Consider the following 24,169-nt stretch of genomic DNA (forward strand, 5'->3'; position numbering starts at 1 on the left):
AATAGGATTTTTCCCGATGAAACAATTTTAACATGTATATATTCGTCATGTTTTGCTATCAACCGGCCAAACATAGTTTTAACGCACAGCTGCTATCCGAAAACGGGATAAATTAATGACTTCCGCATTGTTCGAACTTGAGAATGTCAGCTTCGCAGTTCCCGGGCGCACCTTGTTGCAGCCGTTGACCATGTCGATCCCAGCGGCAAGCCTGACGGCACTCATCGGACATAATGGATCGGGAAAGTCGACGCTTCTGAAAATTCTGGCCCGTCAGCATCCCGCGTCGGGAGGAACAGTGCGTTTTGCCGGCAAGCCTTTGAACGATTGGGGTGATCGCGAGTTTGCGCGCAAACTCGCTTATCTACCGCAACAAACAGCAGCAGCATCGGGCATGTTGGTTAAAGAGCTGGTGGCACTTGGCCGTTATCCATGGCACGGCGCTCTTGGTCGCTTTAGCGCTATTGACCGTCAAAAGGTCGATGAAGCCATCGAATTGACGGGTATTTCGCGTTTCGTGGATCGCATGGTCGATACGCTGTCGGGTGGCGAACGTCAGCGGGTTTGGCTGGCAATGTTGGTCGCACAGGATGCAGAATGCCTGCTGCTGGACGAACCGACATCGGCGCTCGATATTGCTCACCAGATTGAAGTTCTCTCGCTTGTGCAGAAACTCTCGCATGAAAAGAACCTGAGTGTATTCGTCGTACTTCACGATGTGAATATGGCTTCGCGTTTCTGCGATGCTGTATTCGCACTACACAGCGGTCGTCTCATCGCGCAATCGACACCGACCGGCATTATGGTTCCGGAACAGCTTAAAGAAATTTACGGCATTCAAATGGACGTTATGCAACATGCATCAACAGGCCACCTGATCGCGGCACCTCGATAAATGGAAGTGTTAGCCGTTGGATTTGTAATCCGCTCGATTTATGCCGTGGCGCTGCATCTTGTCGTAAAAGGTCTTACGCGGGATGCCGAGGGCTTCGAGCGTTTGCTGCACATCGCCATTGTTTATTGCAAGCGTCTCGCGGATGAGTGTCGCTTCATAAAATTCAAGCCGCTTTGGTAGCGTTGCTTGTTCATCCAGAACCAGCGCAGACTTGGCAGGAGCGGACACGCCCAACGAAAATCTCTCCGCGAAATGCACAAGTTCACGGACATTGCCAGGCCAGTTATGCTCCATGAGATGTCGGTGCGTGGAGGCATCCAGTACGGGAATATCTCGATTAAAGCGCCGCGCAGCACGTGCAAGAAAATGCGAGAAAAGAAGGGGAATATCCTCGCGGCGTTCGCGCAAGGGCGGAATGGTCAGTGTGACGACATTCAACCGATAATAGAGGTCTTCGCGAAAATCACCCCGTTGGTCGGGGCTGCCGAGATCAATCTTGGCCGCTGCGACAACGCGAAGATCAACTGGCCGGATTTCATTGGTTCCAAGTGGGGTAATCTCGCGCATTTCCAGCACGCGCAACAGCTTTACCTGTGTTGCGGCTGGCATACTTTCGATCTCATCAAGAAACAGAGTACCGCCGCTCGCGTGCTCAATACGACCAACACGTTTTTTCTGAGCACCGGTGAAAGCTCCCGCCTCATGGCCGAACAATTCGCTTTCGATCACAGTTTCAGGCAATGCTCCGCAGTTGAGTGCAACGAAATTGCCTTTTCGTCTTCGGCCCCAATCGTGAAGTAATTGAGCCACAACTTCCTTGCCGCTGCCGGTTTCGCCTGCAATCAGCACATCGACATCCGTGTCGGCAATGTCGCGTATCGTGCGGCGAAGATTTTCAATCGCAGGCGTTTGGCCTATGAGCGGCATATCATTCTGCGCTTCATCGGCCATCTGACGCAGACTGCGGTTTTCCAGAACAAGCTTGCGCCGCTCTCCGGCTCTCAGAACGCTGTGAACCAACCTATCCGTCGCGAAAGGCTTGGCAATAAAGTCATAAGCGCCATCCTGAATGGCCTGAACTGCCATAGGAATATCACCGTGACCTGTGATCAGAATAACTGGTAAATCGGGATCAATTTCACGAATGCGGGCAAATAGCTCAAGCCCGTCTATCTGTGGCATTCGCACATCTGTAACGATCACCCCTTCGAATGAACCGCTGATAGCGGCCAATGCTTCGCTGGCACTAGCAAAATCCAACACTTCATAACCCGCGAGTTCCAATGTCTGTCTGGTTGCACGGCGTAGTGATTTGTCGTCATCGACGAGTATGACTGGAATGTTCATCATGCTTTCTTAAATTCCACGCGGAATAGAGTGCCATACGCGCTGCTTTTCACTGAAATCTTGCCGCCGTAATCGGTCAGAATTTCCTTGACGATCACCAGACCAAGCCCAAGGCCCCGTTCCTTAGAGGTGTTGAACGGCGTAAAAAGGTTATCCAGAATTTGCTGCGGAATACCGGGGCCATTATCAGAAACTGTGAGCACAACGCTTTTTGACAGAGCTTTTGTTCTAACCTCTATGTGACCTTCATTGCCTTTATTTTCAACAGCTTCCAGAGCGTTTTGAAACAAGTTTATAAGCACTTGTTCAAGCCGAATTGAATGTCCGGCTACGCAGAGGTCAGGCGCAGGCAGTTCGATATTGAGCTGATCCATGCTTCCCGCAAACCGGCTGCGAAGCAGCACCAATGCGCCGGAAACTACTTGTGCAAGCGGCACAGGCTCGGAGGCACGATGACCTTTACGAGCGAACGCGCGCAAATCGCCCGTAATGGTTCCGATGCGTTCCGTAAGCGATGCAATCTCAGTTAGATTATCAGCCGCTTCATCCAGGCGCTTTCGATCAAGGAAGGTGCGGGCATTATCTGCATAAGCGCGGATTGTCGCGACGGGCTGATTAATTTCATGTGCGACACCCGCTGCTACTTGCCCCATAATAGCCAGTCGGTTTGCATGAACGAGGTCTTGTTGAACACCTTGCAGCATGGTCTCCGTTTTATGGTGGTCGCCGATTTCCGCTTCGAGACGGTCACGCGCTGTGATGAGATCACGAGTCCGCTCCGCTACTCGCTGCTCCAGCTCAATCTGTCTGCGTTGCGCATCGGCAATTCGTGCAACAACACGTTGGCGACGACGCAACAGGATACCTGCAACAGTGGCGATGCTCGCAAGTAGAATGAAGGCAATCAGGCGCGCTTCACGCATAGCCGCTTCAACCGGCTGCCTGATGGGAGCAAGGCTATACATCAACCATGGTGTGCTCGGCACATGGGAGCGAATGGCCAGAAAGTCCGTGCTGCGTGCCGAGCCGGGCAGAATGGCATCGACCAGCACCATATCATCGCCAGCCACAGGCTTTAGCGATAGTGGTAATGGCTTCAAAGGCGCATTGCCAAACTGGAGGCTATTACGGATGGTTTCGACATTCTGAGGCTGTAATTCACCAATGGTCATGAACCGCCAAGACGGCATGGTCGTGATCAGCACGATATTTCTATTGTCTGTCACAAAAGTCGGGCGACCGGTTTCGTTCCAATCGCTTTCCAGCTGATCGAACGATAGTTTCACCACAACGACGCCAAGCGGTCCGTTTGGCCCGTCTACCCGACGCGAAATGTAAAGTCCTGGACGAAGGCTAACGTTACCGAGCGCAAAATATTCGGCATTGGTATTTTTCAGAGCATCATTGAAATAGGGACGAAACTTATAGTCGTTGCCGACAAAGCTGTCAGGCTCGCGCCAGTTGCTGGCCGATATCGCATAGCCGTGTAGGCCGACAAGATAGATCACAGCAGCTTGCGTGCCTTCAGCGAGCGCCTCCAGTTTACGGTTTAACTGGTCCACAACCACCGCACTTGGCATTGCAAGCGCATCCGCCAGTTCTTTGTCTTTGGATAGAACCAATGGAAGTGCACGCTGTTTCTCCAGAACAGTGCGGAGGAGGGCTGTGTTTAGATTAGCATCTATTCGCGTCTGTTCGCCCAATGAGAGCAAAGCACGATCGCGCGCCGCATTGCCAACAAACCAGAAAGCCATTGCGAAAATGGCAGCGCAAATCACACCAAATATCCACCATGTCCGGCGATTGCTGGCGGGTGACGGGCTTGTTTCGATCGTTGAGACAGGCGCTTCTTTCATAAAGCTTATTGTGCATTATTCCGCACTTTATGAAAAGATATATGTGCGATAAATCGCACAAATGAAACGAAATATTCGGCGAACAAAGAAATTACCATTATATTTCAATATATTAATCACCTAATGAAAACTGGCATAGTCCTTGCAAATCATGATGTGAGCGGCGGCAAGGGCCGCTGAACAAGAGGACGAAAGGCTCGGGAGGCTGGACGGGATCCAGATAGAGCCAAACGGAGGACATCATGATTGCCGTACCGAATGGCGCTGTGGCTGAACCACGCCGCCCAATCCCATTTTATAAGCAACTTTATGTGCAGGTTCTGTTCGCGATTGCTGCAGGTATTTTGCTTGGACATTTCTATCCTGAGCTTGGCACCTCTTTGAAGCCTTTGGGCGATGCCTTTATCAAGCTCGTGAAGATGATCATCGCTCCGGTGATCTTCCTGACGGTAGCAACCGGCATTGCCGGTATGACCGACATGAAGAAAGTCGGGCGCGTGGCCGGTAAGGCCATGATCTACTTCCTGACGTTTTCCACACTGGCACTGATCATTGGTCTCATCGTTGCCAATGTTGTGCAGCCGGGCGCAGGTATGCATATTGATCCGGCCTCGCTTGATCCAAGCGCTGTCGCAAACTATGCCGAAAAAGCGCATGAACAGACGATCAGCGGCTTCCTGTCCAACATCATACCAACCACAATCGTTGGCGCATTCGCTTCTGGAGACATTCTTCAGGTTCTGTTTTTCTCGGTCCTGTTCGGTGTCTCTCTTGCCATGGTTGGCGATAAAGGCAAGCCAGTTACAGACTTCCTGCAGATGCTGACTGCGCCTGTTTTCAAGTTGGTTTCGATCCTGATGAAAGCTGCGCCAATTGGTGCCTTCGGCGCAATGGCATTCACAATCGGCAAATATGGCATCGGGTCTATTGCCAATCTGGCAATGCTCATCGCTACATTCTACATCACGGCATTGTTGTTCGTACTCGTGGTGCTGGGTGCTGTTGCTCGCTATAACGGGTTCTCGATCATTGCGCTCATTCGCTACATCAAGGAAGAGCTCCTGCTGGTTCTTGGTACATCTTCTTCGGAAGCCGCGTTGCCGAGCCTCATGGACAAAATGGAAAAGGCAGGTTGCAAGCGCTCCGTCGTTGGCCTTGTTATTCCAACTGGCTACTCGTTCAACCTTGATGGCACGAATATCTACATGACGCTTGCAGCACTGTTCATCGCGCAGGCGACAGATATTCCACTCTCGTTAACCGACCAGATTCTGCTGCTTCTTGTGGCTATGTTGAGTTCTAAGGGTGCAGCGGGCATCACCGGTGCTGGCTTCATCACCCTTGCTGCAACACTGTCGGTTGTTCCAGCAGTTCCGGTTGCCGGTATGGCGCTGATCCTGGGCATCGACCGCTTTATGTCGGAATGCCGTGCACTGACCAATCTTGTCGGCAATGCAGTTGCAACCATCGTGGTTGCGCGTTGGGAAAACGAACTGGATGTCGAGCGTCTTAATGCCGCGATGAATGGCAAACCGATAGTCATGGAACCGGAGCCAGTGGGCGAACTGGTTTTGCAACCTGCAGAGTAATATCTCAGGCAACAGAAACGGCCCGCTTTTGGCGGGCCGTTTTGTTTCATTTATTGTCTTCTGCGGCTTTGCCTTGCGTAATCAGGCGTGCACTGTGCTGGCCAGATATGAAGGTCCAGAGCCAACTCCATGCAACTGCGGCTCGGCTTCGCGTACCAATCAGGAAGAAGATATGGGCAATACCCCATACCCACCAAGCAATTGCACCGGTTAGTTTGATGCGTCCCATATCGACCACAGCCGCACCACGACCGATGGTCGCAAGATTTCCTTGGTGGTGATAGCGAAATGGCGCTGGAATTGCCTTTCCCGACGTGCGGCTGCGAATGACCTTCGCAACATAGGCTCCCTGCTGCTTGGCCGCCGGAGCAATACCCGGGACAGGTTTTCCGTCCGGGCCTTCAACCCACGCCGTATCGCCAATCACGAAGATGTTTTCATGACCAGCTACGGTCAGGTCGGGTAGAACGCGAACGCGGCCAGCGCGGTCGCTTTCAGCGCCCAACCATGCTGCTGCAGGTGATGCAGCAACACCAGCAGCCCAAATGGCTGTTTTGCAAGGGATGAACTCTTCACCAACGGTCACTCCGTCTTCGGTGATTTCCTTGACGGGCACGCCGAGACGGACTTCAACACCAATCTTCTGCAAGGCGTTTTGTGCGTAAGTCGAAAGATATTCGGGGAACGCCGCCAGAATACGTGGTCCCGCCTCAACAAGCAGAATGCGTGCTTGCCGCGTATCGATATTGCGAAATTCCGGCCACATGGTCTGCTTGGCGAGTTCTGCAATAATGCCCGCCAATTCAACGCCGGTCGGTCCCCCACCAACCACCGAGAATGTTAGCAATGCCTTTTGCTTTGCAGGATCGGTCTCGCGCTCCGCACGCTCAAATGCGAGAAGCAAACGGCGGCGAATGGTCGTGGCGTCCTCCAGCGCTTTCAGACCCGGAGCAACCTTTTCCCAACGATCATTGCCAAAATAAGCGTGGCGCGCGCCCGTTGCGAGCACGAGTGTGTCGTAAGCAATTTGCTCGCCGTTTTCGAGTTGCACTTTTTGTGCCGCAGTATCCACGCCGACAACTGCGCCGAGCAAGGTTGTGACATCTTTGCGATCCCGAAAAAGGTGGCGGATTGGCCAGGCAATTTCAGACGTGGCGAGGATTGTTGTCGCAACCTGATAAAGCAGCGGCTGGAAAAGATGATGATTGCGTTGATCGACAAGCGTAATGCGAACATTCGCGCCTTTCAGATCATGGATAAATTGCAGGCCACCAAAGCCTGCACCAACGACGAGGATATGGGGGGTATCCGGTCCGCTCATTGAGATTTTACACCTGCATTTTGGCGTGAAGCCTGTTCACGCTTGTCAAAAGATAGTCGCGCTTTGCAAACTAACGCTATCAGGTGGATGGTAAAGAGCCTAACGGCAAAGTGAAACTAATTCTTGACGAAATAATTCAAGGTTATTGCCGGGAAAAGTGCTTTCAAGTTTCGCATGCGCTGCCATCCAGATAGGAACGGCAGAGGCAAGCACTGATTGTCCTTCAGATGTTAGAACAAGAAGCCGCTCGCGACGATCTTTCGGATTAACGACAACTTCGACCCAGCCATTTCGCTGCAAGGGTTTTAGTGCTGCGGTGAGGGTGGTCTGATCCATGGCGAGAAGCTCAGCCACTGGTTTCATAGGAGGTGGGCTAGGGCGATTGAGTGACATGAGCAGCGAGAATTGCCCGTTATTCAAGCCCGATGGGCGCAGCTCCTCATCAAAAAAGCGCGCAAGTGCGCGTGCTGCACGCTGAACATGCAGACATAAACAAGTGTCACGCACAAGAAGCGTGGTTTCAAACGGGACGTCGCGAACTTCTGGCATTGCCTAGTAATGTTGATATCAATCTATTTCGTCAAGCCAGTTAGTTAGCCTCATCATTAAAGGACCGTCTTAAAAATCATCGCCGTGATGCATATGACGAAGATAGGCGAAAGCTGTTCCTGCCAGAATCGGCAGAATGACAAGCGCCATCCAGAAAATAATATTGCTCATTTTTCCCTCCCTTTTCCGCCAGTTTAACATATCCGCCGGATAAAGGAAAAACGCGCGAAATGACGGCTGGTTCCCAGAACGTATCGATTGTGATGCTTTCCACTCGAAGCTCATCATTTGCATTGAAAAGACAGTTCTTTTCGTCTTTGGCTCTTTAAGGGCGATCTGATCGCCTTCATTACGTGAGTGAACAGAATAAAATTCCGCAGTGTTGGAGTGGCGAGTGTTTAAACACTCTTGTCAGCGCGCATCAGTTTGAGTAGAAGTAGCGTCACATCAAGAGTTGGGGCGACGCCCAACGCCAACCTGCCTTTCCGGGCAAGGTGGTACTTCCTTAAAAAAGGAAGGATGTGGCCAACCGGCAAGTATACGGATAAAGCCACGCGCGTCTGCTCTGATATAAAGAAGGACCGACGCGACATGCCTATTAAAATTCCTGACGATCTGCCCGCAACCAGTGTTCTCGAAGCCGAGGGCGTTATGGTCATGCGTGAGGCGGATGCTATCCGTCAGGATATCAGGCCGTTGAAAATTGGCCTTCTTAATCTGATGCCGAATAAAGCGACGACGGAAACGCAGATTGCGCGGCTGCTGGGGGCTACCCCGCTACAACTCGAACTAACGCTCGTGCGTATAACCAATCATGTTGCACGTCACACGTCAGCCGACCACATGCTTTCCTTCTACCGTCCATGGGAAGAGGTGCGTGATGAGCGCTTTGATGGCTTTGTCATTACGGGCGCGCCAGTTGAACGCATGCCATTTGAGGAAGTCACTTATTGGGATGAGATGCAGCGCGTTTTCGACTGGACGCAGACGCATGTTCATCGCACGCTGAATATCTGCTGGGCTGCGCAAGCTGCTGTGCATCATTTTCACGGCATGAGTAAATATGATCTGCCCGGTAAAGCCTCCGGTGTTTACAGCCAGCAGAATTTGGCACCGTCTTCGCCTTATTTGCGCGGTTTCTCAGATGACTTCGCAATCCCAGTCTCTCGCTGGACTGAAGTACGCAAAGACGACATCCCGTCAGAAAGCAGCCTGAGGGTTCTGGTTGACAGTCCAGAAAGCGGCCTGTGCTTGCTGGAAGATCCGCAGCATCGCGCGCTACACATGTTCAACCATGTTGAATATGATACGACATCGCTTGCAGATGAGTATTTCCGGGATATCCAGCTTCAACCGGAAACACCGCCGCCTGCCAATTATTTTCCAAATGATGATGTCAGCCGTAAGCCACAGAACTGCTGGCGTGGCCACGCGCATCTGCTTTTTGGCAACTGGATCAATGAGATGTACCAGTCAACGCCTTATGACCTCGAAAATATCGGCAAGTCTTGAACAAAAAAAGCTAATCCCCTCGAGGGGATTAGCTTTCTAAATATCAAGATTGACTGGCGAAGCGGTCAACCCATTTGTGCCATTGCTCTTCGCTGCCATGGAAGACGTTCAAATCGATCTTACCATTAACGCCCTGAGACAAGCCTGAGCCAGAATACTGCCAGAAGACCCAGCGACGGCCCGGGTAGACTTTTGATGGATGCTGAGCCACCGCACGCAGCCAGAACGGATAATCCGTGAATGCACCTTTGAGATTATCATCATAGAAATCTGGTGCCGTGTAGATAACCGGTCGCTTACCGTAATGGCGCTCAAGCGCATCCATAAAGACCTGCATCTTTTCGCGTACCTGTGCCGGAGATGGGCGGCGCTTGCAGGATGAATCACCATTCCATTCCACGTCGATAACAGGTGGCAATGCGTCAGGATCGACCGGCACGTTGCGGATAAACCAATCGGCCTGCTGGCTTGCGACGCGGCACCAATAGAAGAAGTGATAAGCGCCGCGCTTCAGGCCTGCTGCCTTTGCATCGCGCCAATTCTTGCGGAACATCGGATCGAGATGATCGCCACCGTCCGTTGCTTTAATATATGCGAAGTTAGCGCCATTCTGGCGCAACGTAGCCCAGTCAATATTACCTTGCCAGCGTGAGACGTCGACGCCATGCACTGCGTGCCTACGCGGCGATACGCTCCCGAAGTTGATTGGCTTTGCATCCCGGAAGCGCTGGCTATAGACGCGCGAACGTTGCTGAGGCGCAAGACGCACAGGCGGATAGGCGGCAACTTCCGGCTTGGGAACTGAAATAGGCGCCGCCACCCTTTGTTCAGGGCGCTGCGTCAAGGGAGCGGGAGGCTCGGTTTTAAACGGGCCTGCATCGGGAACGGGACCGGCCCAAGCAAGAACTTCTTCCTGCGGGGCGGCGGGCATCGATTGCGACGCCCTCGCTGTTTCTATCACAGGTGCAGATGGCCGGACCACGGAGCTGGTCAGCTCAGCAGATGGCTGCGGCATGAGACTGTCGATGCCGGAACTTGACGTGCAACCCGCCAGAGCGGTGCAGGCAAGGGCAATTGCTGACACAACTGAAAAACGCATGATACCCGTACACAAAACTCAGGCGCTCTACAGCCAGACCAAAAAAGGTTGCAGAAATGCCATCCACCAAAACTCGCAACGCTCCTCCCGAGCAAATTGCTAACCAAAGATTACCGCACAAAGCTGAATCCAAAGTTTACGAAAGACTTAAGGGCGCATGAGCGAGTGACTGTGATGGGATCAACTATTATTAAACTAAAACAATATGTTATGTTATTAATATAATATATTACTTAAGATAGGGAGGTTTCCACCTGTTGAATGTCAGATAAATTTCCAGATTTTTAGCAGAAATGTCAGGCGGTTTTCGCGGTGCGATCAAAATCCTGCTCAAAGACCTGTTCTGCAAAGGGCTTTGGCTTCACGCTTTCAATTTGCATCATGAGATCGGCAATTTTCTCAGGATTTGAAATACCACATTCATAAATCTGAATGATTTCTCGCGCCATTTCATCTTTCTGAGGAGAGGTTATCGGGCAACGCCCTAAACGTTGACACGTCTCTATAAAGGCCGCCTGCAACTGTTCCAGTTCAGCGGGCTTGAAACGCTTAAAATAATAATCTCTCGAAAACGGCATATCATTTCATTCGCAGTTTGGTCGTGATTGACCGAATTTCATAACCTGGACGATAGTTTAGAGCGCTTATCGATCTGATTACACCAGACCGGCGCTCCACTCACTTGTCTTAACACCCATCTTACCGAAAACCGTTTCACACTTTTCGGGATGCGTTCTAAAAGCATGTCCTTAGTAAATCTGAACGCATTACTACCATACATATGGATAGTTTACATTCAGTAACTGGTTTCAACTGCGCATAAGCTCTACTCGCGCTGCGATTGCAGCAATTTTCTCTGGGTCGCACTCGCCTGATTGAAATGTCCTGATAATGGCGCGTGCTAGATCGTTTTTGGCCTCATGCGTCGTTGGACAACGCTCCAACAAAGCACAGCTTCGATTATAGGCGGCTTGCATCAACTGCAAGTCCTCGGGCGTGAACGTTCCGTGATATTGGCTGCCTTTGAATGGCATGGTGTTCTCCCCCTGAATTATTTGATTGAAGCTCGAATTTCAAAGGAAAGCAACAGCATTTTAAACTGGGTTTGTTAAACTGTTTTCGTGATGTCTCCGCCTGGAAGGCAAACCTTCACAAGCCTGAGATACAACGCTATAAGCCAAGACAAAAGCCAAAAGAAAAGGATGCGATAGTGAAAATCGGCGTCGTTACAGTATCTGACCGTGCAAGCCGCGGCGAATACGAAGATTTGAGCGGTCCGGCAATCGAATCCTGGCTAAAAAGCGCGATTGTAACGCCCTATGAAATCATCAAACGCGTCATTCCGGACGGCATGGATTCTGTGCGTGATACGCTGATCGATCTCTCAGACAATATCGGATGCGATTTGATCCTGACCACAGGTGGCACAGGTCCTAGTTCACGTGACGAAACACCGGAAGCAATGATTGCCGTTTTACATAAAGAGTTGCGGGGTTTTGGCGAGCAGATGCGCCGCGCGAGCCTTGAACAAACACCAACCGCGATACTCTCGCGTCAGACTGCAGGCAGTCGCGGAAAGAGTTTTATAATCAACCTGCCGGGCAAACCCGTATCCATCGCGATGACCTTGCAGGCCATTTTCCCGGCTGTGCCTTATTGCCTTGATTTAATCGGAGCAGGCCGCATCGAGACCGATCCCACAGTTGTCAAAGCCCATCGTCCCAGCTGAAATCCAGCGCTGAATATCAGTTGCGCGGGATTAGAAACTATCGTTAAACCGCTGTCGCGACGAAATTGCGCAACCCAGCCTTGCGCTTTTGCATGATATGCACACTTGCATTTCCCTGATTTGAAGCTGAATATTAGCGAAAAGAAGGGGAATTCAGTGAAGCCATTCGATGAGATGCTCAATCATGGCGGGAGTGTCCGCCAACCTTACGAATTTCTCAAGCAGTGGCTCGACCAGCAGGATCAACACAAACTTCTGCAGAAAACGCAGGATGCTGAAAGCGTATTTCGCAAGACAGGCATCACATTTGCGGTTTATGGCGATGAAGACGCAGCGGAACGTTTGATCCCATTCGATATCATTCCGCGTATTATTTCAGGTCAGGAATGGCGACGACTTTCACAAGGCATCGAGCAGCGTGTGATGGCGCTCAATGCTTTTCTGGACGATATCTATCATCGACAGGAAATCGTCCGGGCAGGGCGTATCCCAAAAGAACTCATTACCAATAATGAAGCATTTCTTCCGGAAATGATCGGGTTTCGCCCACCCGGGAATGTCTATACGCACATTATCGGCGTCGATATCGTGCGCACGGCTGAAAACCAATTCTATGTGCTTGAAGACAATGCGCGAACACCTTCCGGTGTTTCCTATATGCTGGAAAACCGCGAAACTATGATGCAACTGTTCCCAGAGTTGTTTCAGAATGTGAAGGTTCGCCCAGTCGAGAACTATCCGCAATTGCTGCGCCAATCACTCGCAAGTGTGGCACCACCCGGAACGCAAGGTGTGCCAACGGTGGCAGTGTTGACACCTGGCATCTACAACTCGGCCTATTTCGAGCACGCCTTTCTGGCGGATCAAATGGGCGTGGAACTTGTAGAGGGGAGTGACCTGCGCGTTGTGGATGGGCGTGTCGCCATGCGCACTACGAAAGGCTATCGCGCCATCGATGTGCTTTATCGTCGTGTCGACGATGATTATCTTGATCCACTAACATTCAGACCAGATTCCACGCTTGGCGTCGCAGGCATCATGGATGTCTATCGCGCTGGAAACATCACAATTGCCAATGCGCCGGGCACAGGAATTGCCGACGATAAAGCGATCTACTCTTATATGCCCGAGATCATTGAGTTTTATACCGGTCGCAAGGCTATTTTGGAAAACGTTCCGACTTGGCGCTGTTCAGAGCCTGACAGTCTGGCCTATGTGCTCGATAATCTTGCCGATCTCGTCGTCAAGGAAGTGCATGGCTCAGGGGGCTACGGCATGCTGGTCGGCCCGGCCGCGACCAAGGCTGAACGCGACACTTTTGCGGAGAAACTGAAAGCCCGTCCTCGGAACTATATTGCGCAGCCGACATTAGCACTTTCAACGACACCGATCTTCACTGAAAGCGGCCTTGCTCCACGCCACGTCGATCTTAGGCCGTTCGTACTGGTGTCAGACCGCATTCGCATCACACCCGGCGGATTGACGCGTGTGGCGCTGAAGGAAGGCTCGCTCGTTGTGAACTCCAGTCAGGGCGGCGGCACAAAGGACACTTGGGTACTCGACGACTAAAGCATTTCCAGCAAAAGTGCGAAGCGGTTTTGCGTGGGGAAAGGCGCAAAAACAAATAGTTAAGAGCGGTTCTAATGATTCAGTCTTAACTCGACCCGCTCTAATACCAAGGCGCTAAGATGCTGACGCATTAAGCCTTGAAAATGTTCAATCGCCACACAGGCTTAACCAAAGTCCGATGAGTCTTACTCAATGAACTTTGGTATAAGATAATAGTTTTTGGAATTGCGCATCAAAACCGGCGATAAGACCGGTGCGTGTTGAAGGGGAATGAATTTATGCTTCTTGGCCGTACGGCAAACGGGCTTTACTGGATGTTCCGCTATATCGAGCGCGCTGAAAACATGGCGCGTCTGGTTGATGCGGGATTGCGTATGGCACTTACAAAAACATCGGATGCACCGGAAGAGTGGTCTTCTGTGGTGGTATCGGCAGGCGCAAGCCAGACGTTCTCGGCGAAATATCACGCTTATAATGCTGCAAACGTCGCTGACTTTCTGCTTCGGGATATGGATAATCCGTCAAGCGTCATGTCCTGCATAGAAAACGCACGTTCCAATGGACGTATGGTGCGAACTGCACTAACTCGCGAAGCATGGGAAAGCGTCAATGAAGCGTGGATGGTCCTTAAAAAGTCGCTCTGTAAGCCATTGAAAGAAGCCGATTTACCGCCGCTGCTCGATCAGATCAAACGCGAGACAGCACTGATCCGCGGTGCGTTTCACGGGACGATGCTGCGTAACGAGATCTTCGATTTTGCGGGGCTCGGCACTTTTATCGAACGCGCAGACAATACGGCACGTATTCTCGATGTGAAATATTATGTGCTCCTGCCGGCTGTTTCTTATGTCGGAACCACGCTGGACAATTATCAGTGGGAGTCGATTCTCCGATCAGTCTCAGCACATCGGTCGTATCGCTGGGTTTATGATGGTGACTATCGTCCTGCGCATGTGGCGGACTATCTGATCCTCAATGGGCGTATGCCGCGATCGCTCAATTATTGCTATCAGAGCATTAACGGACATTTGAACTATCTAGCCAAGGATTATGGCGATAGCGCTGTTTGTCACCAGACGGGCGAGATAATCTATGCAACCCTGCAAAATCAGGAGATTGGTGCAATTTTCGATGTCGGTTTACATGAGTTCCTGACAGATTTCATTTCCCGCAACAACCGGCTCGGCAACGAGATCGCTGAAACCTATAATTTTTATTGAGGTGATTGCTTGTTGCTCAATATCCGGCATGTTTCGCATTATCGATATGAAAACCCGGTTCCCTATGCGGTTCAGCGGTTGCGGCTGCGCCCGCCGACTTTACCCGGCCAAGTGGTCAAACACTGGGAACTTAAGATTGAAGGCGGCGAGTCTGAAGTTTCCTATATCGATGGCTTCGGCAACAAGACCGATCTTGTCCAGCATGCCCGCAATGTGAACGAGATCATCATTACCGCGAGCGGCAATGTTGAAGTGGAAGATCGTGTTGGCGTTCTGGGTCCAGTGTATGGCTATGCGCCTCTGTGGCTGTTTGAACGCGAAACCCACCTGACGATGCCCGGCGATCACATCCGCGCACTTTCTGGTGATCTGCCGAAAGATAAGGAACGTCTTGCATTGTTACATGAACTGATGAATTCAGTTCATACTGCAGTTGCCTATATGCCTGGCACGACTAGCGTCGCGACCAACGCAGAAAGTGCACTCGAGGCGGGTAGGGGCGTTTGTCAGGACCACAGTCATATCTTTCTCTCTGCAGCGCGATTGCTTAAAATTCCGGCCCGCTATGTGTCCGGCTATCTGTTAATGGAAGGCATCGATGAGCAAACCGCGAGCCATGCATGGACAGAGGCGCATATCGATGGACTTGGCTGGGTAGGGTTTGATGCTGCCAATAATGTCTGCCCAAATGATCGGTATGTTCGTCTGGCAACGGGGCTTGATTATCGCGATGCAGCGCCAATTTCCGGGGTAAGGCTTGGAGGCGCGGTTGAAAGCCTTGCGGTCCACATCAATGTAGGGCAGTGATTGTTTAGAGCATTGTGCTTGATGACTGAATGAGAAGTAATGCTCTAAGTGTTTGTTTTGTCGCATTGTCCTACGCAAAACCGCTGCGCACTTTTGCTGGAAATGCTCTATGATTATAAATTGCATGCCGGAAACTGCTGATGACTTATTGCGTTGGAATGAAAATTGATCGCGGCCTTGTGTTTATGTCCGATACAAGGACGAATGCAGGTCTCGATAATATCTCGACATTCTCGAAGATGCGTAGCTGGAACAAAGCTGGTGAACGTGTGATTGTGCTTTTATCGGCGGGTAATCTCGCTACCACACAAGCTGTTGCGAGCCTGCTTGAAGAGCGCATGAAGGCGCCAGAGGACAGGCACCCGTCAGTATTCGACGCACCCTCCATGTTTCAGGTGGCACGTCTCATTGGCGATACGGTCAAGGAAGTCATTACGAACTCGGCAACAGGCGGGCAGAGTGCGGACGCATTTGGCGCATCGTTCATTCTGGGCGGGCAGATCAAAGGCGGACAGCCTCGGCTCTTCTATATTTATCCTGAAGGCAACTTCATCGAAAGCTCGGTCGATACGCCATTTTTTCAGATTGGTGAGAACAAGTACGGCAAGCCAATTTTGGTGCGCGCTTATCAGGAGACAATGAGTTTCGAGGAAGCGGTCAAGCTGCTGCTCGTTTCTTTTGACTCGACATTGAAGGCAAATCTCTCGGTAGGGCTGCCGCTTGATATGCAGATTTATGAGACCGACAGCCTCGAGCTCGGCGAACACAGGCGCTTTGAAGCAAGCGACCCTTATTATCAGACGGTTTCGGAAAGTTGGTCTGAAGCGCTGAAGTCGGCGCTCGAGCAGTTGCCGTCTTTCAGTTTTGATCAGTAGAGAAAAGACGGGGTCAGAGCGCATCCCGAAAAGTGTTAGAGTACCGATCTATTGAATCTGATCGGTACTCTAATCCACTCGGCTTTTACTTTTTAGTCTTTTGTTACGGTCGCAACATAGTTCGCATCGGCGACCATATCGAAGTTGTGAACGTTTGAAGCCGTCACAGCCGTTTCGATCTGCTGATAAATGACCGTTATCGGGCTATCTTCCTGAAATTTCTTTTGAAGATCATGATACATGGCTTCACGCTTGGTCGTATCACGTTCCTCTGCCGCTGCCATGGTTTCGGCTGTCAGTTCTGGAATATCCCATGAAGCCTGCCAGGCGGTTGTCCGCAAATTTACCTCATCACCGTTATTCGGATTGTTAGTGAATGTGACGGCGTTGGTGTGTGGGTCCCAATAATCTGGCCCCCAAATACCCAATGCAAGCTGATGCTTGCGGGCACGAACCTTGGTGGTCGTAAGCTTGCCATCGCCTTGTAGGATTTCAACACTGACCCCGGCCTTGGCCATGGTTTGCTGGATGCTTTCAGCAATGCCAACGTATGGCTGGTTGTTACGAACATCAAGCGTGATGCTCAAGCCATCTTTTAGCCCTGCTTTTTCAAGCAATTCCTTTGCTTTCTCAACATCATACTTGAAAGGTTTGTCATCGACTGCACCAAACATGCCGACCGGCAAGAAGGATTGATGCTTGCGGCCAATTCCTCTGATCAGGGTTGCTTCAATCGTATCGTAATCAATCAGATACTTCAGTGCTTGACGCACTTCCGGCTTGGCTAGTTCCGGCACATTCTGGTTCGCGCTAAGGTAATAAATGCGGCCCTTTGGAGCGTTGATAACGCTGAACTTGGCATCCTTGCCAAGTTCTTCAATGTCACCCGGTTCGAGATTGCGCGCAATGTCGATATCTCCAGCCTGTAGCAGAAGACGCTGCGACACGCCTTCCTTCACGTGACGATAGATAACGCGCTTCATGGCCGGCTTGGTGTCAGAATAATTCTCGTTTCGCTCCAGAAGCATAACTTCATTGGCGCGCCATTGCTTCAAAGCGAACGGCCCAGACCCAGCGTAATTATTCTTCAGCCAGTCATAACCGAAGTCCGTATCATAAGCATACGTGTCCGTCTTCTCGGTCTTCTGTTCATGTTCCTTGACCAGTTTGCTATCGACAATCGATGCGACGCTGGAGGTCAAACAGTTCATGACGAAACTTGGCGCAAAGGCCTTGCCGGTCGTGAAAACGAATGTCTTGTCATCGGTTGCAACGACGTTTTGGTCGACGTTTTCAGCAGTGATGCCAAACTGGCTCAGAATAAATGCAGGGCTCTTGTCGAGTTTGATTGCGCGTTGGAGCGAATAGGCGGCATCATGCGCCGTAATGGGGTTGCCGGAGGCAAATTTTAGGCCATCGCGAATTTTGAACGTGATCGATTTGCCATCGTCGGAGAAAGTCCAGCTCTCGGCGATCTGTGGTATGATCTTGGTTGGATCTTTCGTGTCTGTCGTCACCAGTCGTTCATAAGTGCTGGTCAGCATTTCAGACGTAGTGATTTCAAAGATTTCTGCTGGATCGAGCGAAATAATATCGTCGATACTCATCGCAATGACGAGCGTGTCGGCTGGCGTAGCGGCTTCCACGGCCTTTGGTGAGGCTGACAGGCAAAGAGCGAATGCCAGCGCCGCAGGAATGGACGTACGCATCAGTCTGGTGGTGAGTGTCCCATTCTGCCGAGCAATAACAGGTAATGTAGTTCCGAATTTCATGTGTTTTCCCCTGGAGATCACGTCCGTTGCCCGGACATGCTCATCAATTCCCAACTCGTTCCGGTGACGACTCTCCTGAACGTGGAAGTATTAGATTCCGTTTTTAAAGGGGGCACAATGGCGGGAGATATTTAGCCGTAAAATAAAAACGGCTGGAAAATTCCAGCCGTTTCATAAATCAATGGCAATGTATTATGCGAAGATCTTGAAGCGTTCGCCATCATCCATAAAAGCTTTGTCGCCAAAAGCCTGCTCATTCGAGCCAAATGGCATCTGCGCACGCAGCTTCCATGACGATGGAATATCCCAGGTCTTGGCAACTTCGGCGTCGATCAGCGGATTGTAATGCTGGAGGCTTGCACCGATGTCTGCATTGGCAAGTGCCGACCAAACCGAAAGCTGTGCCATGCCGCCAGCCTGTTCCGACCAAACCGGGAAATTGTCTGCATAAAGTGCAAAGTTCTCCTGAAGGCTCTTAACGACATTCTGGTCTTCAAAGAACAACACAGTGCCTGCGCCAGCAGCAAAGCTGTTGATTTTGGCTTCGGTCTGCTCAAAAGCATCAGCAGGAACGATCTTGCGGAGCTCTTCCTTGGCGATGTTCCAGAGTTTGTCGCTCTCAGCACCAAAAAGAACAATAGCGCGCGAGCTTTGCGAATTGAAGGAGGATGGCGAATGCTTAATTGCTTCGCGGATCAGCTCGGCAGTCGCATCCTGGGAGAGGGGAAGGTTTTTGCCGAGTGCGTATTGTGTACGACGCTTCTTAAGGGCGGCGATATAACTATTGCTCATCATCAGTGTCCTGTTTTTACGGCGATTCTGTGCTGCAAACTTATTGCAGCGCTTGGGAAAATCTCATGCAAAATATTGTGATTTTTGAACAAGAAGCCAGCCCATGTTTCTGAAACACACTGTCAACAGATGACGCGTTTCTTCGCTTAATTGTTTCAGTTCTGTGAACTGAACGATGCGGATTTTTGGGATAATTTAGCTTTTGCCTTTCGTTTTTATTCGAAATCTGACAAAATTTATCGGAATATGGGAACGCCAAAGAAAAAGTCGGTGTGAACCGCCAGTTCATAACCGACTAAGCGCTACGAGGTTACGATCGTTTGAAGTCATTTATTATTATCGGAGGCGGTGCGAGTGGTGTTCTCATGGCCGCACAATTGCTTGGCCGTTCCCCAGAAACGACGGTTCGTGTTTTCGAGCGTTCAGGTGATTTAGGGGCAGGGATCGCCTATTCAACGCAAAATCCCAATCATCTGTTGAATGTCCGCGCCAGCAATATGAGCGCGTTTCCAGATCAGCCAGAACATTTTCTCAACTGGCTTCAAAACAATTCTCACTCTATGACGGAAGCTGCGTGGCAGCCGCAATCCTTCGCGCCACGCGCTCTTTATCGGCTATACCTCAATGATTTGCTCAAACCATATATCGAGAGTGATGCGCCGCGAATTTTTATTGAAACTTCAGATGTTTCCGACGTCTCTTTTGAAGGCCTGCGTCCGCAGGTAACAAACTCTACAGGTGAAAGCTTCCACGCAGATACTATTATTGTCGCCACAGGCAATGAAGCCGCAATTGCGACATCTGGCGTTCATGTGACCGAATACTGGTCCAGCGACGGCTATTTCGACATTCCTTCCGATCATCCGGTAGCGATTTTTGGCACAGGATTGTCCATGGTCGACAGTGTGATTTCACTGCTAGACAGGGGGCACAAGGGCAAGATTCATGCGATTTCCCGGCGAGGTTTGCTGCCGGCACGCCATGCACCGGCTGAACCATTCCCAATCGACGCGGATGCGCTACTGGTTGCCGATGGATTGCCTAGGCTTTTGCATATTGTTCGTAAGATGATTGTTCAATGTGAGGCGGAGGGTAAAAGCTGGCGCAGCGTAATTGATGGATTGCGACCTCACACGAAGAACATCTGGAACAGACTGCCTGCGAGGCAACGCCAGAGCTTTCTGCGGCACCTACGGCCATGGTGGGACGTACATCGTCACCGGATGGCCCCGGAGGTCGCTGATCGCATTCAAATTGCACAGCAATCGGGGCAGCTCACAATCACCGCTGCACATCTCACTTCTGTTAAGAACAAAGCTGATCGCGTCATAATTAGCTATCGCAAACGATGGGGCGTTGGACTTGAGGAGCTTGACGTTCAAACGATCATTGATTGTCGTGGCGGAAGTTCGCGATTTTCAACGACGCGCAATCTCGCGCTGACTAGTCTGATGGAGCATGGACTTGCAAAGCCTGACGCTGTCGATCTAGGCCTTGATGTTACAGCAGATCTGCAGGTCTTGAATGCGCGTGGCGAACCGTCAGGGCCAATCTTCGCGATTGGACCGGTAACAAAAGGTGTCTTCTGGGAAGTGACGGCCGTGCCGGATATTCGCGTTCAAGCAGAGAAACTCGCTAAGACGCTTCTGGAAGGTTAGGAATCACTAATTAATCCGCCAACGCACACGGTGCAGGCTGTCATTCGGTTGCAAAAATTGCGCGTCAATATGCCCGATAAAATGCGGTTGTGTGGAAATCTGGCACTAAGGAAGCTGTTTTCTGGCGTGTTTGCAGACTAAAATGATTCAAAATATCGCGATAAGCCATTGAAAGCTATTGCCATAATAGCCCCTAGCCGGTCATAATAAAGACATCGGAATATATGATTCCTCTCGACAACTTACCGGAGCGTTCCTGTTGCTGTTTTCATGAGCGGTGCCTGCTTCGGATCAACATTGATTACGGAATGGAGGCCTGTGGCGCATGACGATGGACGGCAGAATGCTTTTCTTGCTTGTCCTTTTACCCTTTCTTGGCAGCGCTATAACAGGTCTATTCAGGGGTGTTGATCGCACAGGTTCAGCATGGTTTACAGCAGCGATTGCGCTTGTAGCCTTTATCATTACAGCAAGCCTTTACCCCATCGTCGCGGACGGAGGTGTTGTTCGCGGATCAATTGACTGGCTTCCGAACTACGGCTTGAATGTAACGTTCCGGATGGATGGTTTTGCGTGGCTATTCGCCATGCTGATTACCGGCATCGGTCTGTTGGTTGTCATTTACGCACGCTATTACATGTCACCGGAAGATCCGGTCCCGCGTTTTTTCTCGTTCCTGTTGTCCTTCATGGGTTCGATGCTCGGCGTCGTCCTGTCGGGCAACATTGTTCTGCTCGCCGTGTTCTGGGAGCTGACCAGCATCTTCTCGTTCCTGCTCATCGGCTACTGGTATCACAATGCCAGCGCCCGCGATGGCGCGCGTATGGCTTTGACAGTAACCGGTATTGGCGGCTTCTGCTTGCTTGCAGGCGTGCTTTTGCTCGGTCACATTGTTGGCAGCTACGATCTCGACAAAGTTCTTGAAGCAGGAAATGTCGTTCGCGCGCATCCACTCTACACGGTCGCGCTGGTTCTTATTCTTATGGCCGCTTTCACCAAGTCGGCGCAGTTCCCGTTCCATTTCTGGCTACCCAATGCAATGGCAGCGCCGACGCCTGTGTCCGCCTATCTTCATTCGGCAACGATGGTGAAAGCGGGTGTCTTCCTGCTCGCGCGCTTGTGGCCAGTGTTTGCGGGCACCGAAGAATGGTTCTGGATTTTGGGCCTTGCCGGCCTGACAACCTTGTTGATCGGCAGCTTTTTTGCGGTATTCCAGCAGGACCTCAAAGGTTTGCTGGCTTATTCAACCATCAGCAATCTTGGGCTTATTACCGCCCTGTTGAGCCTTGGCAGTCCGCTTGCTGCTGTTGCAGCGATCTTCCACATGGTCAACCACGCCATCTTCAAGGCGTCTTTGTTCATGGCAGCGGGCATCATCGACCATGAAACTGGCACGCGTGACATGCGCAAGCTGAGTGGTCTTGCTCGCGCCATGCCTTATACCGCGACGCTTGCAATGGTTGCGAGCGCTTCCATGGCCGGTGTTCCGCTGCTCAACGGCTTCCTATCCAAAGAAATGTTCTTTGCCGAAGCCGTCGAAACGCACATGGCATCGTCGTTGGATACAATCACGCCTTATATTGCCACATTAGCAGGTATATTTACGGTCGCTTATTCGGTACGTTTCATCTACTCGACCTTCTTCGGCCCTGCACCGCATGACCTGCCGAAAGCACCGCACGAGCCGCCACACTGGATGCGTCGCCCGATCGAGCTTCTGGTCTTGCTCTGCCTGTTGATCGGCATCATTCCGAATATCGCAATCGGACCTTTCCTGCACTCGGCTGTGGTTTCAGTGCTTGGAGATGCAGCACCGCAATATAGCCTTTCAGTCTGGCACGGATTTAACCTTCCGCTGATGATGAGTATCGTTGCCATGATTGGCGGTATTATTCTGCATTGGGCGCTGAAAAATTATCTGGCGACCAGTGAAGATGGCCCCCCCTTCTTCCGTCATTTACAGGGTCAGCGTATTTTCGAGCGTGTGCTCGTCACAGTCTCATGGAACTGGGCGCGTAAGGCCGAAAACTTCTTCAGCACGCGTCGTCTCCAGCCACAGCTGCGTATTGTCGTGGCCGTTGCTCTCGTTGCCGCCGCATGGCCAATTTTCGAAGATGGCATCCATGCGGGTATGCTTGGCGTGCAGCCTGTCGATCCAATTTTTGCCGGGCTTTGGATTTTGGGCGGAGCATGTGCAATTGGCGCTGCTTATCAGGCAAAATATCACCGTCTTGCAGCTTTGATCCTGCTCGGCGGGGCAGGGCTTATCACCTGTATAACGTTTGTATGGCTCTCAGCGCCTGATCTTGCCGTAACGCAGTTACTGGTGGAAATCGTGACGACCGTACTGCTCCTGCTTGGTCTTCGCTGGCTGCCCAAGCGCTGGGAAGATCCAGATCCAATTCCGGTGAAATTCGGGCCAAGAATTCGCCGTTATCGCGATTTCGCGCTGGCTATTGGCAGTGGTGTCGGTGTGTTTATCATCTCCTATGCGATGATGACCCGCCCATCGCCTGTCAGCATTGGCGACTACTTCCTGCAAAACGCCTATTCGGGCGGCGGGGGCAAAAATGTCGTAAACGTCACTCTGGTTGATTTCCGCGCCTTCGATACTTTCGGTGAAATCGCGGTTCTAGGCATCGTTGGCCTAACTGTGTTCGCATTGTTGCGCCGTTTCCGTCCGGCACCAGACAGCACTGGCTCAACTGCACAGCAGAAGATTCAGGATGCGTATGATGAGGCTATGGAAGATCGCGAGAAGGGCGAAACCCTCACCGATTATCTGGCTGTACCTTCTGTGATCATGCAGTGGCTGTTCCCGGTCATCATCGTGCTTGCAGTTCATCTAATCCTGCGCGGTCACGATCTGCCGGGCGGCGGCTTTGCAGCCGGTATCACTTTGGCCGTTGCATTCATTCTGCAGTATCTTGCGGCTGGTACGCGCTGGGTTGAAGACCACCTGCGTATTCTTCCTGTGCGCTGGATCGGTTTTGGCTTGTTGATAGCGGCGGCAACTGGTGCAGGTGCATGGATATTCGGTTACCCGTTCATGACCACGTTCTTCCAGTATGCAGATATTCCATATGTAGGAAAAATGCCCGTTGCGAGCGCATTGATCTTCGATATCGGCGTCTTCGCTCTCGTCGTGGGCGCCACGGTTCTGATGTTGATTGCGCTTGCTCACCAGTCGATCCGTAAACATCGTGTTGAAAAACTTGCCGCTGCGAAGGAGGAGAACTGATGGAACTGGTTCTCGCTATAGCAATCGGCGTGTTGATGTCGTCTGGTGTCTGGCTGATCCTGCGCCCACGCACGTTTCAGGTCGCCATCGGTCTGGCGCTTGTCTCTTATGCGGTTAATCTGTTCATCTTCTCGATGGGCCGTTTGCGCACCAATGCACCTCCTGTTCTTGATTCCGGCATTAATGTTCAGGCCGCGCAATATACCGATCCTGTGCCTCAGGCACTGGTTCTGACAGCGATCGTTATCGGCTTTGCAATGACTGCGCTTTTCCTTGTCGTGTTGCTCGCATCGCGCGGAATGACACGCACCGACCATGTCGACGGCAAGGAGAATTGA

General features: G+C 51.3%; 20 protein-coding genes and 1 riboswitch. Of the genes, 11 read left to right on the forward strand and 9 right to left on the reverse strand.

The window, feature by feature from the left end:
* The first annotated feature begins 115 nt into the window (after window positions 1-115).
* Entirely contained in the window at window positions 116-895 is a 780-nt protein-coding gene (locus OIV19_RS04415) for an ATP-binding cassette domain-containing protein (protein WP_264230786.1), read from the forward strand.
* 9 nt (window positions 896-904) lie between these two features.
* On the opposite strand, the gene OIV19_RS04420 is transcribed toward OIV19_RS04415, so the two are convergent.
* Together OIV19_RS04420 and OIV19_RS04425 are read right to left on the reverse strand one after the other, a co-directional pair.
* Window positions 905-2,245: a sigma-54-dependent transcriptional regulator gene (locus OIV19_RS04420; protein WP_264230787.1), complete on the reverse strand. Its 1,341-nt coding sequence runs from the start codon at window positions 2,243-2,245 to the stop codon at window positions 905-907.
* A complete protein-coding gene (locus OIV19_RS04425) occupies window positions 2,242-4,098 on the reverse strand; it encodes an ATP-binding protein (RefSeq protein ID WP_264230788.1) in 1,857 nt (618 codons plus the stop codon). Before OIV19_RS04425 ends, OIV19_RS04420 begins: the two co-directional genes overlap by 4 nt.
* Before the next feature lie 242 nt (window positions 4,099-4,340).
* Between OIV19_RS04425 and OIV19_RS04430 the strand changes: the two genes are divergently transcribed.
* Window positions 4,341-5,687 carry a dicarboxylate/amino acid:cation symporter gene (locus tag OIV19_RS04430; RefSeq protein WP_264230789.1) on the forward strand — a complete coding sequence of 449 codons (1,347 nt, stop codon included), beginning with the start codon at window positions 4,341-4,343 and terminating at the stop codon, window positions 5,685-5,687.
* Between the two features lie 46 nt (window positions 5,688-5,733).
* Here the strand turns inward: OIV19_RS04430 and OIV19_RS04435 are convergent, their stop codons facing one another.
* Window positions 5,734-7,008 carry an NAD(P)/FAD-dependent oxidoreductase gene (locus OIV19_RS04435; protein WP_264230790.1) on the reverse strand — a complete coding sequence of 425 codons (1,275 nt, stop codon included), beginning with the start codon at window positions 7,006-7,008 and terminating at the stop codon, window positions 5,734-5,736.
* A 99-nt stretch (window positions 7,009-7,107) separates the two neighbouring features.
* Window positions 7,108-7,557, reverse strand: coding sequence for a MarR family winged helix-turn-helix transcriptional regulator (locus OIV19_RS04440; protein WP_151092268.1), 450 nt, complete (start codon window positions 7,555-7,557; stop codon window positions 7,108-7,110).
* A gap of 439 nt (window positions 7,558-7,996) precedes the next feature.
* Window positions 7,997-8,107: riboswitch (SAM-I-IV-variant riboswitch) on the forward strand.
* A 41-nt stretch (window positions 8,108-8,148) separates the two neighbouring features.
* Between OIV19_RS04440 and OIV19_RS04445 the strand changes: the two genes are divergently transcribed.
* Entirely contained in the window at window positions 8,149-9,069 is a 921-nt protein-coding gene (locus tag OIV19_RS04445; RefSeq protein ID WP_095445657.1) for a homoserine O-succinyltransferase, read from the forward strand.
* A 43-nt stretch (window positions 9,070-9,112) separates the two neighbouring features.
* Here the strand turns inward: OIV19_RS04445 and OIV19_RS04450 are convergent, their stop codons facing one another.
* The 3 genes from OIV19_RS04450 to OIV19_RS04460 all read right to left on the reverse strand — a co-directional run bounded on the left by OIV19_RS04450 (window position 9,113) and on the right by OIV19_RS04460 (window position 11,202).
* On the reverse strand, window positions 9,113-10,168 hold the full coding sequence (locus tag OIV19_RS04450; RefSeq protein ID WP_095444396.1) for a glycoside hydrolase family 25 protein: 1,056 nt from the start codon (window positions 10,166-10,168) through the stop codon (window positions 9,113-9,115).
* 296 nt (window positions 10,169-10,464) lie between these two features.
* Window positions 10,465-10,746 (reverse strand): hypothetical protein, encoded by a 282-nt coding sequence (locus OIV19_RS04455; protein WP_151092274.1) that lies wholly within the window; start codon window positions 10,744-10,746, stop codon window positions 10,465-10,467.
* A gap of 231 nt (window positions 10,747-10,977) precedes the next feature.
* Complete coding sequence (locus OIV19_RS04460; RefSeq protein ID WP_151092276.1) at window positions 10,978-11,202, reverse strand: hypothetical protein; 225 nt, start codon at window positions 11,200-11,202, stop codon at window positions 10,978-10,980.
* A gap of 176 nt (window positions 11,203-11,378) precedes the next feature.
* On the opposite strand from OIV19_RS04460, the gene mog reads away from it, so the two are divergent.
* The 5 genes from mog (at window position 11,379) to OIV19_RS04485 (ending at window position 16,368) form a co-directional block, all read left to right on the forward strand.
* Complete coding sequence (gene mog / locus OIV19_RS04465; RefSeq protein WP_264230791.1) at window positions 11,379-11,897, forward strand: molybdopterin adenylyltransferase; 519 nt, start codon at window positions 11,379-11,381, stop codon at window positions 11,895-11,897.
* Window positions 11,898-12,053: 156 nt separating this feature from the next.
* Window positions 12,054-13,466, forward strand: a complete 1,413-nt coding sequence (locus tag OIV19_RS04470; protein ID WP_264230792.1) for a circularly permuted type 2 ATP-grasp protein — start codon at window positions 12,054-12,056, stop codon at window positions 13,464-13,466.
* Between the two features lie 278 nt (window positions 13,467-13,744).
* The gene (locus tag OIV19_RS04475; protein ID WP_264230793.1) at window positions 13,745-14,686 is read left to right on the forward strand and encodes an alpha-E domain-containing protein; all 942 of its coding nucleotides are present in this window, start codon (window positions 13,745-13,747) and stop codon (window positions 14,684-14,686) included.
* A gap of 9 nt (window positions 14,687-14,695) precedes the next feature.
* Entirely contained in the window at window positions 14,696-15,493 is a 798-nt protein-coding gene (locus OIV19_RS04480) for a transglutaminase-like domain-containing protein (protein WP_264230794.1), read from the forward strand.
* 140 nt (window positions 15,494-15,633) lie between these two features.
* A complete protein-coding gene (locus OIV19_RS04485; RefSeq protein WP_151092285.1) occupies window positions 15,634-16,368 on the forward strand; it encodes a proteasome-type protease in 735 nt (244 codons plus the stop codon).
* A 92-nt stretch (window positions 16,369-16,460) separates the two neighbouring features.
* Here OIV19_RS04485 and OIV19_RS04490 read toward each other — a convergent pair whose 3' ends face one another.
* Entirely contained in the window at window positions 16,461-18,140 is a 1,680-nt protein-coding gene (locus tag OIV19_RS04490; protein ID WP_264230795.1) for an ABC transporter substrate-binding protein, read from the reverse strand.
* Between the two features lie 192 nt (window positions 18,141-18,332).
* On the reverse strand, window positions 18,333-18,932 hold the full coding sequence (locus tag OIV19_RS04495) for a nitroreductase family protein (RefSeq protein ID WP_191793312.1): 600 nt from the start codon (window positions 18,930-18,932) through the stop codon (window positions 18,333-18,335).
* Window positions 18,933-19,252: 320 nt separating this feature from the next.
* Between OIV19_RS04495 and OIV19_RS04500 the strand changes: the two genes are divergently transcribed.
* From OIV19_RS04500 to OIV19_RS04510, 3 genes are all read left to right on the forward strand, one after another.
* Window positions 19,253-20,590, forward strand: a complete 1,338-nt coding sequence (locus OIV19_RS04500) for an FAD/NAD(P)-binding protein (RefSeq protein WP_264230796.1) — start codon at window positions 19,253-19,255, stop codon at window positions 20,588-20,590.
* A 325-nt stretch (window positions 20,591-20,915) separates the two neighbouring features.
* Window positions 20,916-23,831 (forward strand): monovalent cation/H+ antiporter subunit A, encoded by a 2,916-nt coding sequence (locus OIV19_RS04505; protein ID WP_095444404.1) that lies wholly within the window; start codon window positions 20,916-20,918, stop codon window positions 23,829-23,831.
* A complete protein-coding gene (locus OIV19_RS04510) occupies window positions 23,831-24,169 on the forward strand; it encodes a Na+/H+ antiporter subunit C (protein ID WP_007879195.1) in 339 nt (112 codons plus the stop codon). Before OIV19_RS04505 ends, OIV19_RS04510 begins: the two co-directional genes overlap by 1 nt.

The sequence above is a fragment of the Brucella sp. HL-2 genome (genome assembly GCF_025846885.2).
Classification (GTDB): Bacteria; Pseudomonadota; Alphaproteobacteria; order Rhizobiales; family Rhizobiaceae; genus Brucella; species Brucella quorumnocens.

Coding starts and splice junctions, on each gene's coding strand:
- OIV19_RS04415 (WP_264230786.1), top strand. CDS start 116: ATGACTTCCGCATTGTTCGAACTTGAGAATGTCAGCTTCGCAGTTCCC.
- OIV19_RS04420 (WP_264230787.1), bottom strand. CDS start 2,245: ATGATGAACATTCCAGTCATACTCGTCGATGACGACAAATCACTACGC.
- OIV19_RS04425 (WP_264230788.1), bottom strand. CDS start 4,098: ATGAAAGAAGCGCCTGTCTCAACGATCGAAACAAGCCCGTCACCCGCC.
- OIV19_RS04430 (WP_264230789.1), top strand. CDS start 4,341: ATGATTGCCGTACCGAATGGCGCTGTGGCTGAACCACGCCGCCCAATC.
- OIV19_RS04435 (WP_264230790.1), bottom strand. CDS start 7,008: ATGAGCGGACCGGATACCCCCCATATCCTCGTCGTTGGTGCAGGCTTT.
- OIV19_RS04440 (WP_151092268.1), bottom strand. CDS start 7,557: ATGCCAGAAGTTCGCGACGTCCCGTTTGAAACCACGCTTCTTGTGCGT.
- OIV19_RS04445 (WP_095445657.1), top strand. CDS start 8,149: ATGCCTATTAAAATTCCTGACGATCTGCCCGCAACCAGTGTTCTCGAA.
- OIV19_RS04450 (WP_095444396.1), bottom strand. CDS start 10,168: ATGCGTTTTTCAGTTGTGTCAGCAATTGCCCTTGCCTGCACCGCTCTG.
- OIV19_RS04455 (WP_151092274.1), bottom strand. CDS start 10,746: ATGCCGTTTTCGAGAGATTATTATTTTAAGCGTTTCAAGCCCGCTGAA.
- OIV19_RS04460 (WP_151092276.1), bottom strand. CDS start 11,202: ATGCCATTCAAAGGCAGCCAATATCACGGAACGTTCACGCCCGAGGAC.
- OIV19_RS04475 (WP_264230793.1), top strand. CDS start 13,745: ATGCTTCTTGGCCGTACGGCAAACGGGCTTTACTGGATGTTCCGCTAT.
- OIV19_RS04485 (WP_151092285.1), top strand. CDS start 15,634: ATGACTTATTGCGTTGGAATGAAAATTGATCGCGGCCTTGTGTTTATG.
- OIV19_RS04490 (WP_264230795.1), bottom strand. CDS start 18,140: ATGAAATTCGGAACTACATTACCTGTTATTGCTCGGCAGAATGGGACA.
- OIV19_RS04495 (WP_191793312.1), bottom strand. CDS start 18,932: ATGAGCAATAGTTATATCGCCGCCCTTAAGAAGCGTCGTACACAATAC.
- OIV19_RS04505 (WP_095444404.1), top strand. CDS start 20,916: ATGACGATGGACGGCAGAATGCTTTTCTTGCTTGTCCTTTTACCCTTT.
- OIV19_RS04510 (WP_007879195.1), top strand. CDS start 23,831: ATGGAACTGGTTCTCGCTATAGCAATCGGCGTGTTGATGTCGTCTGGT.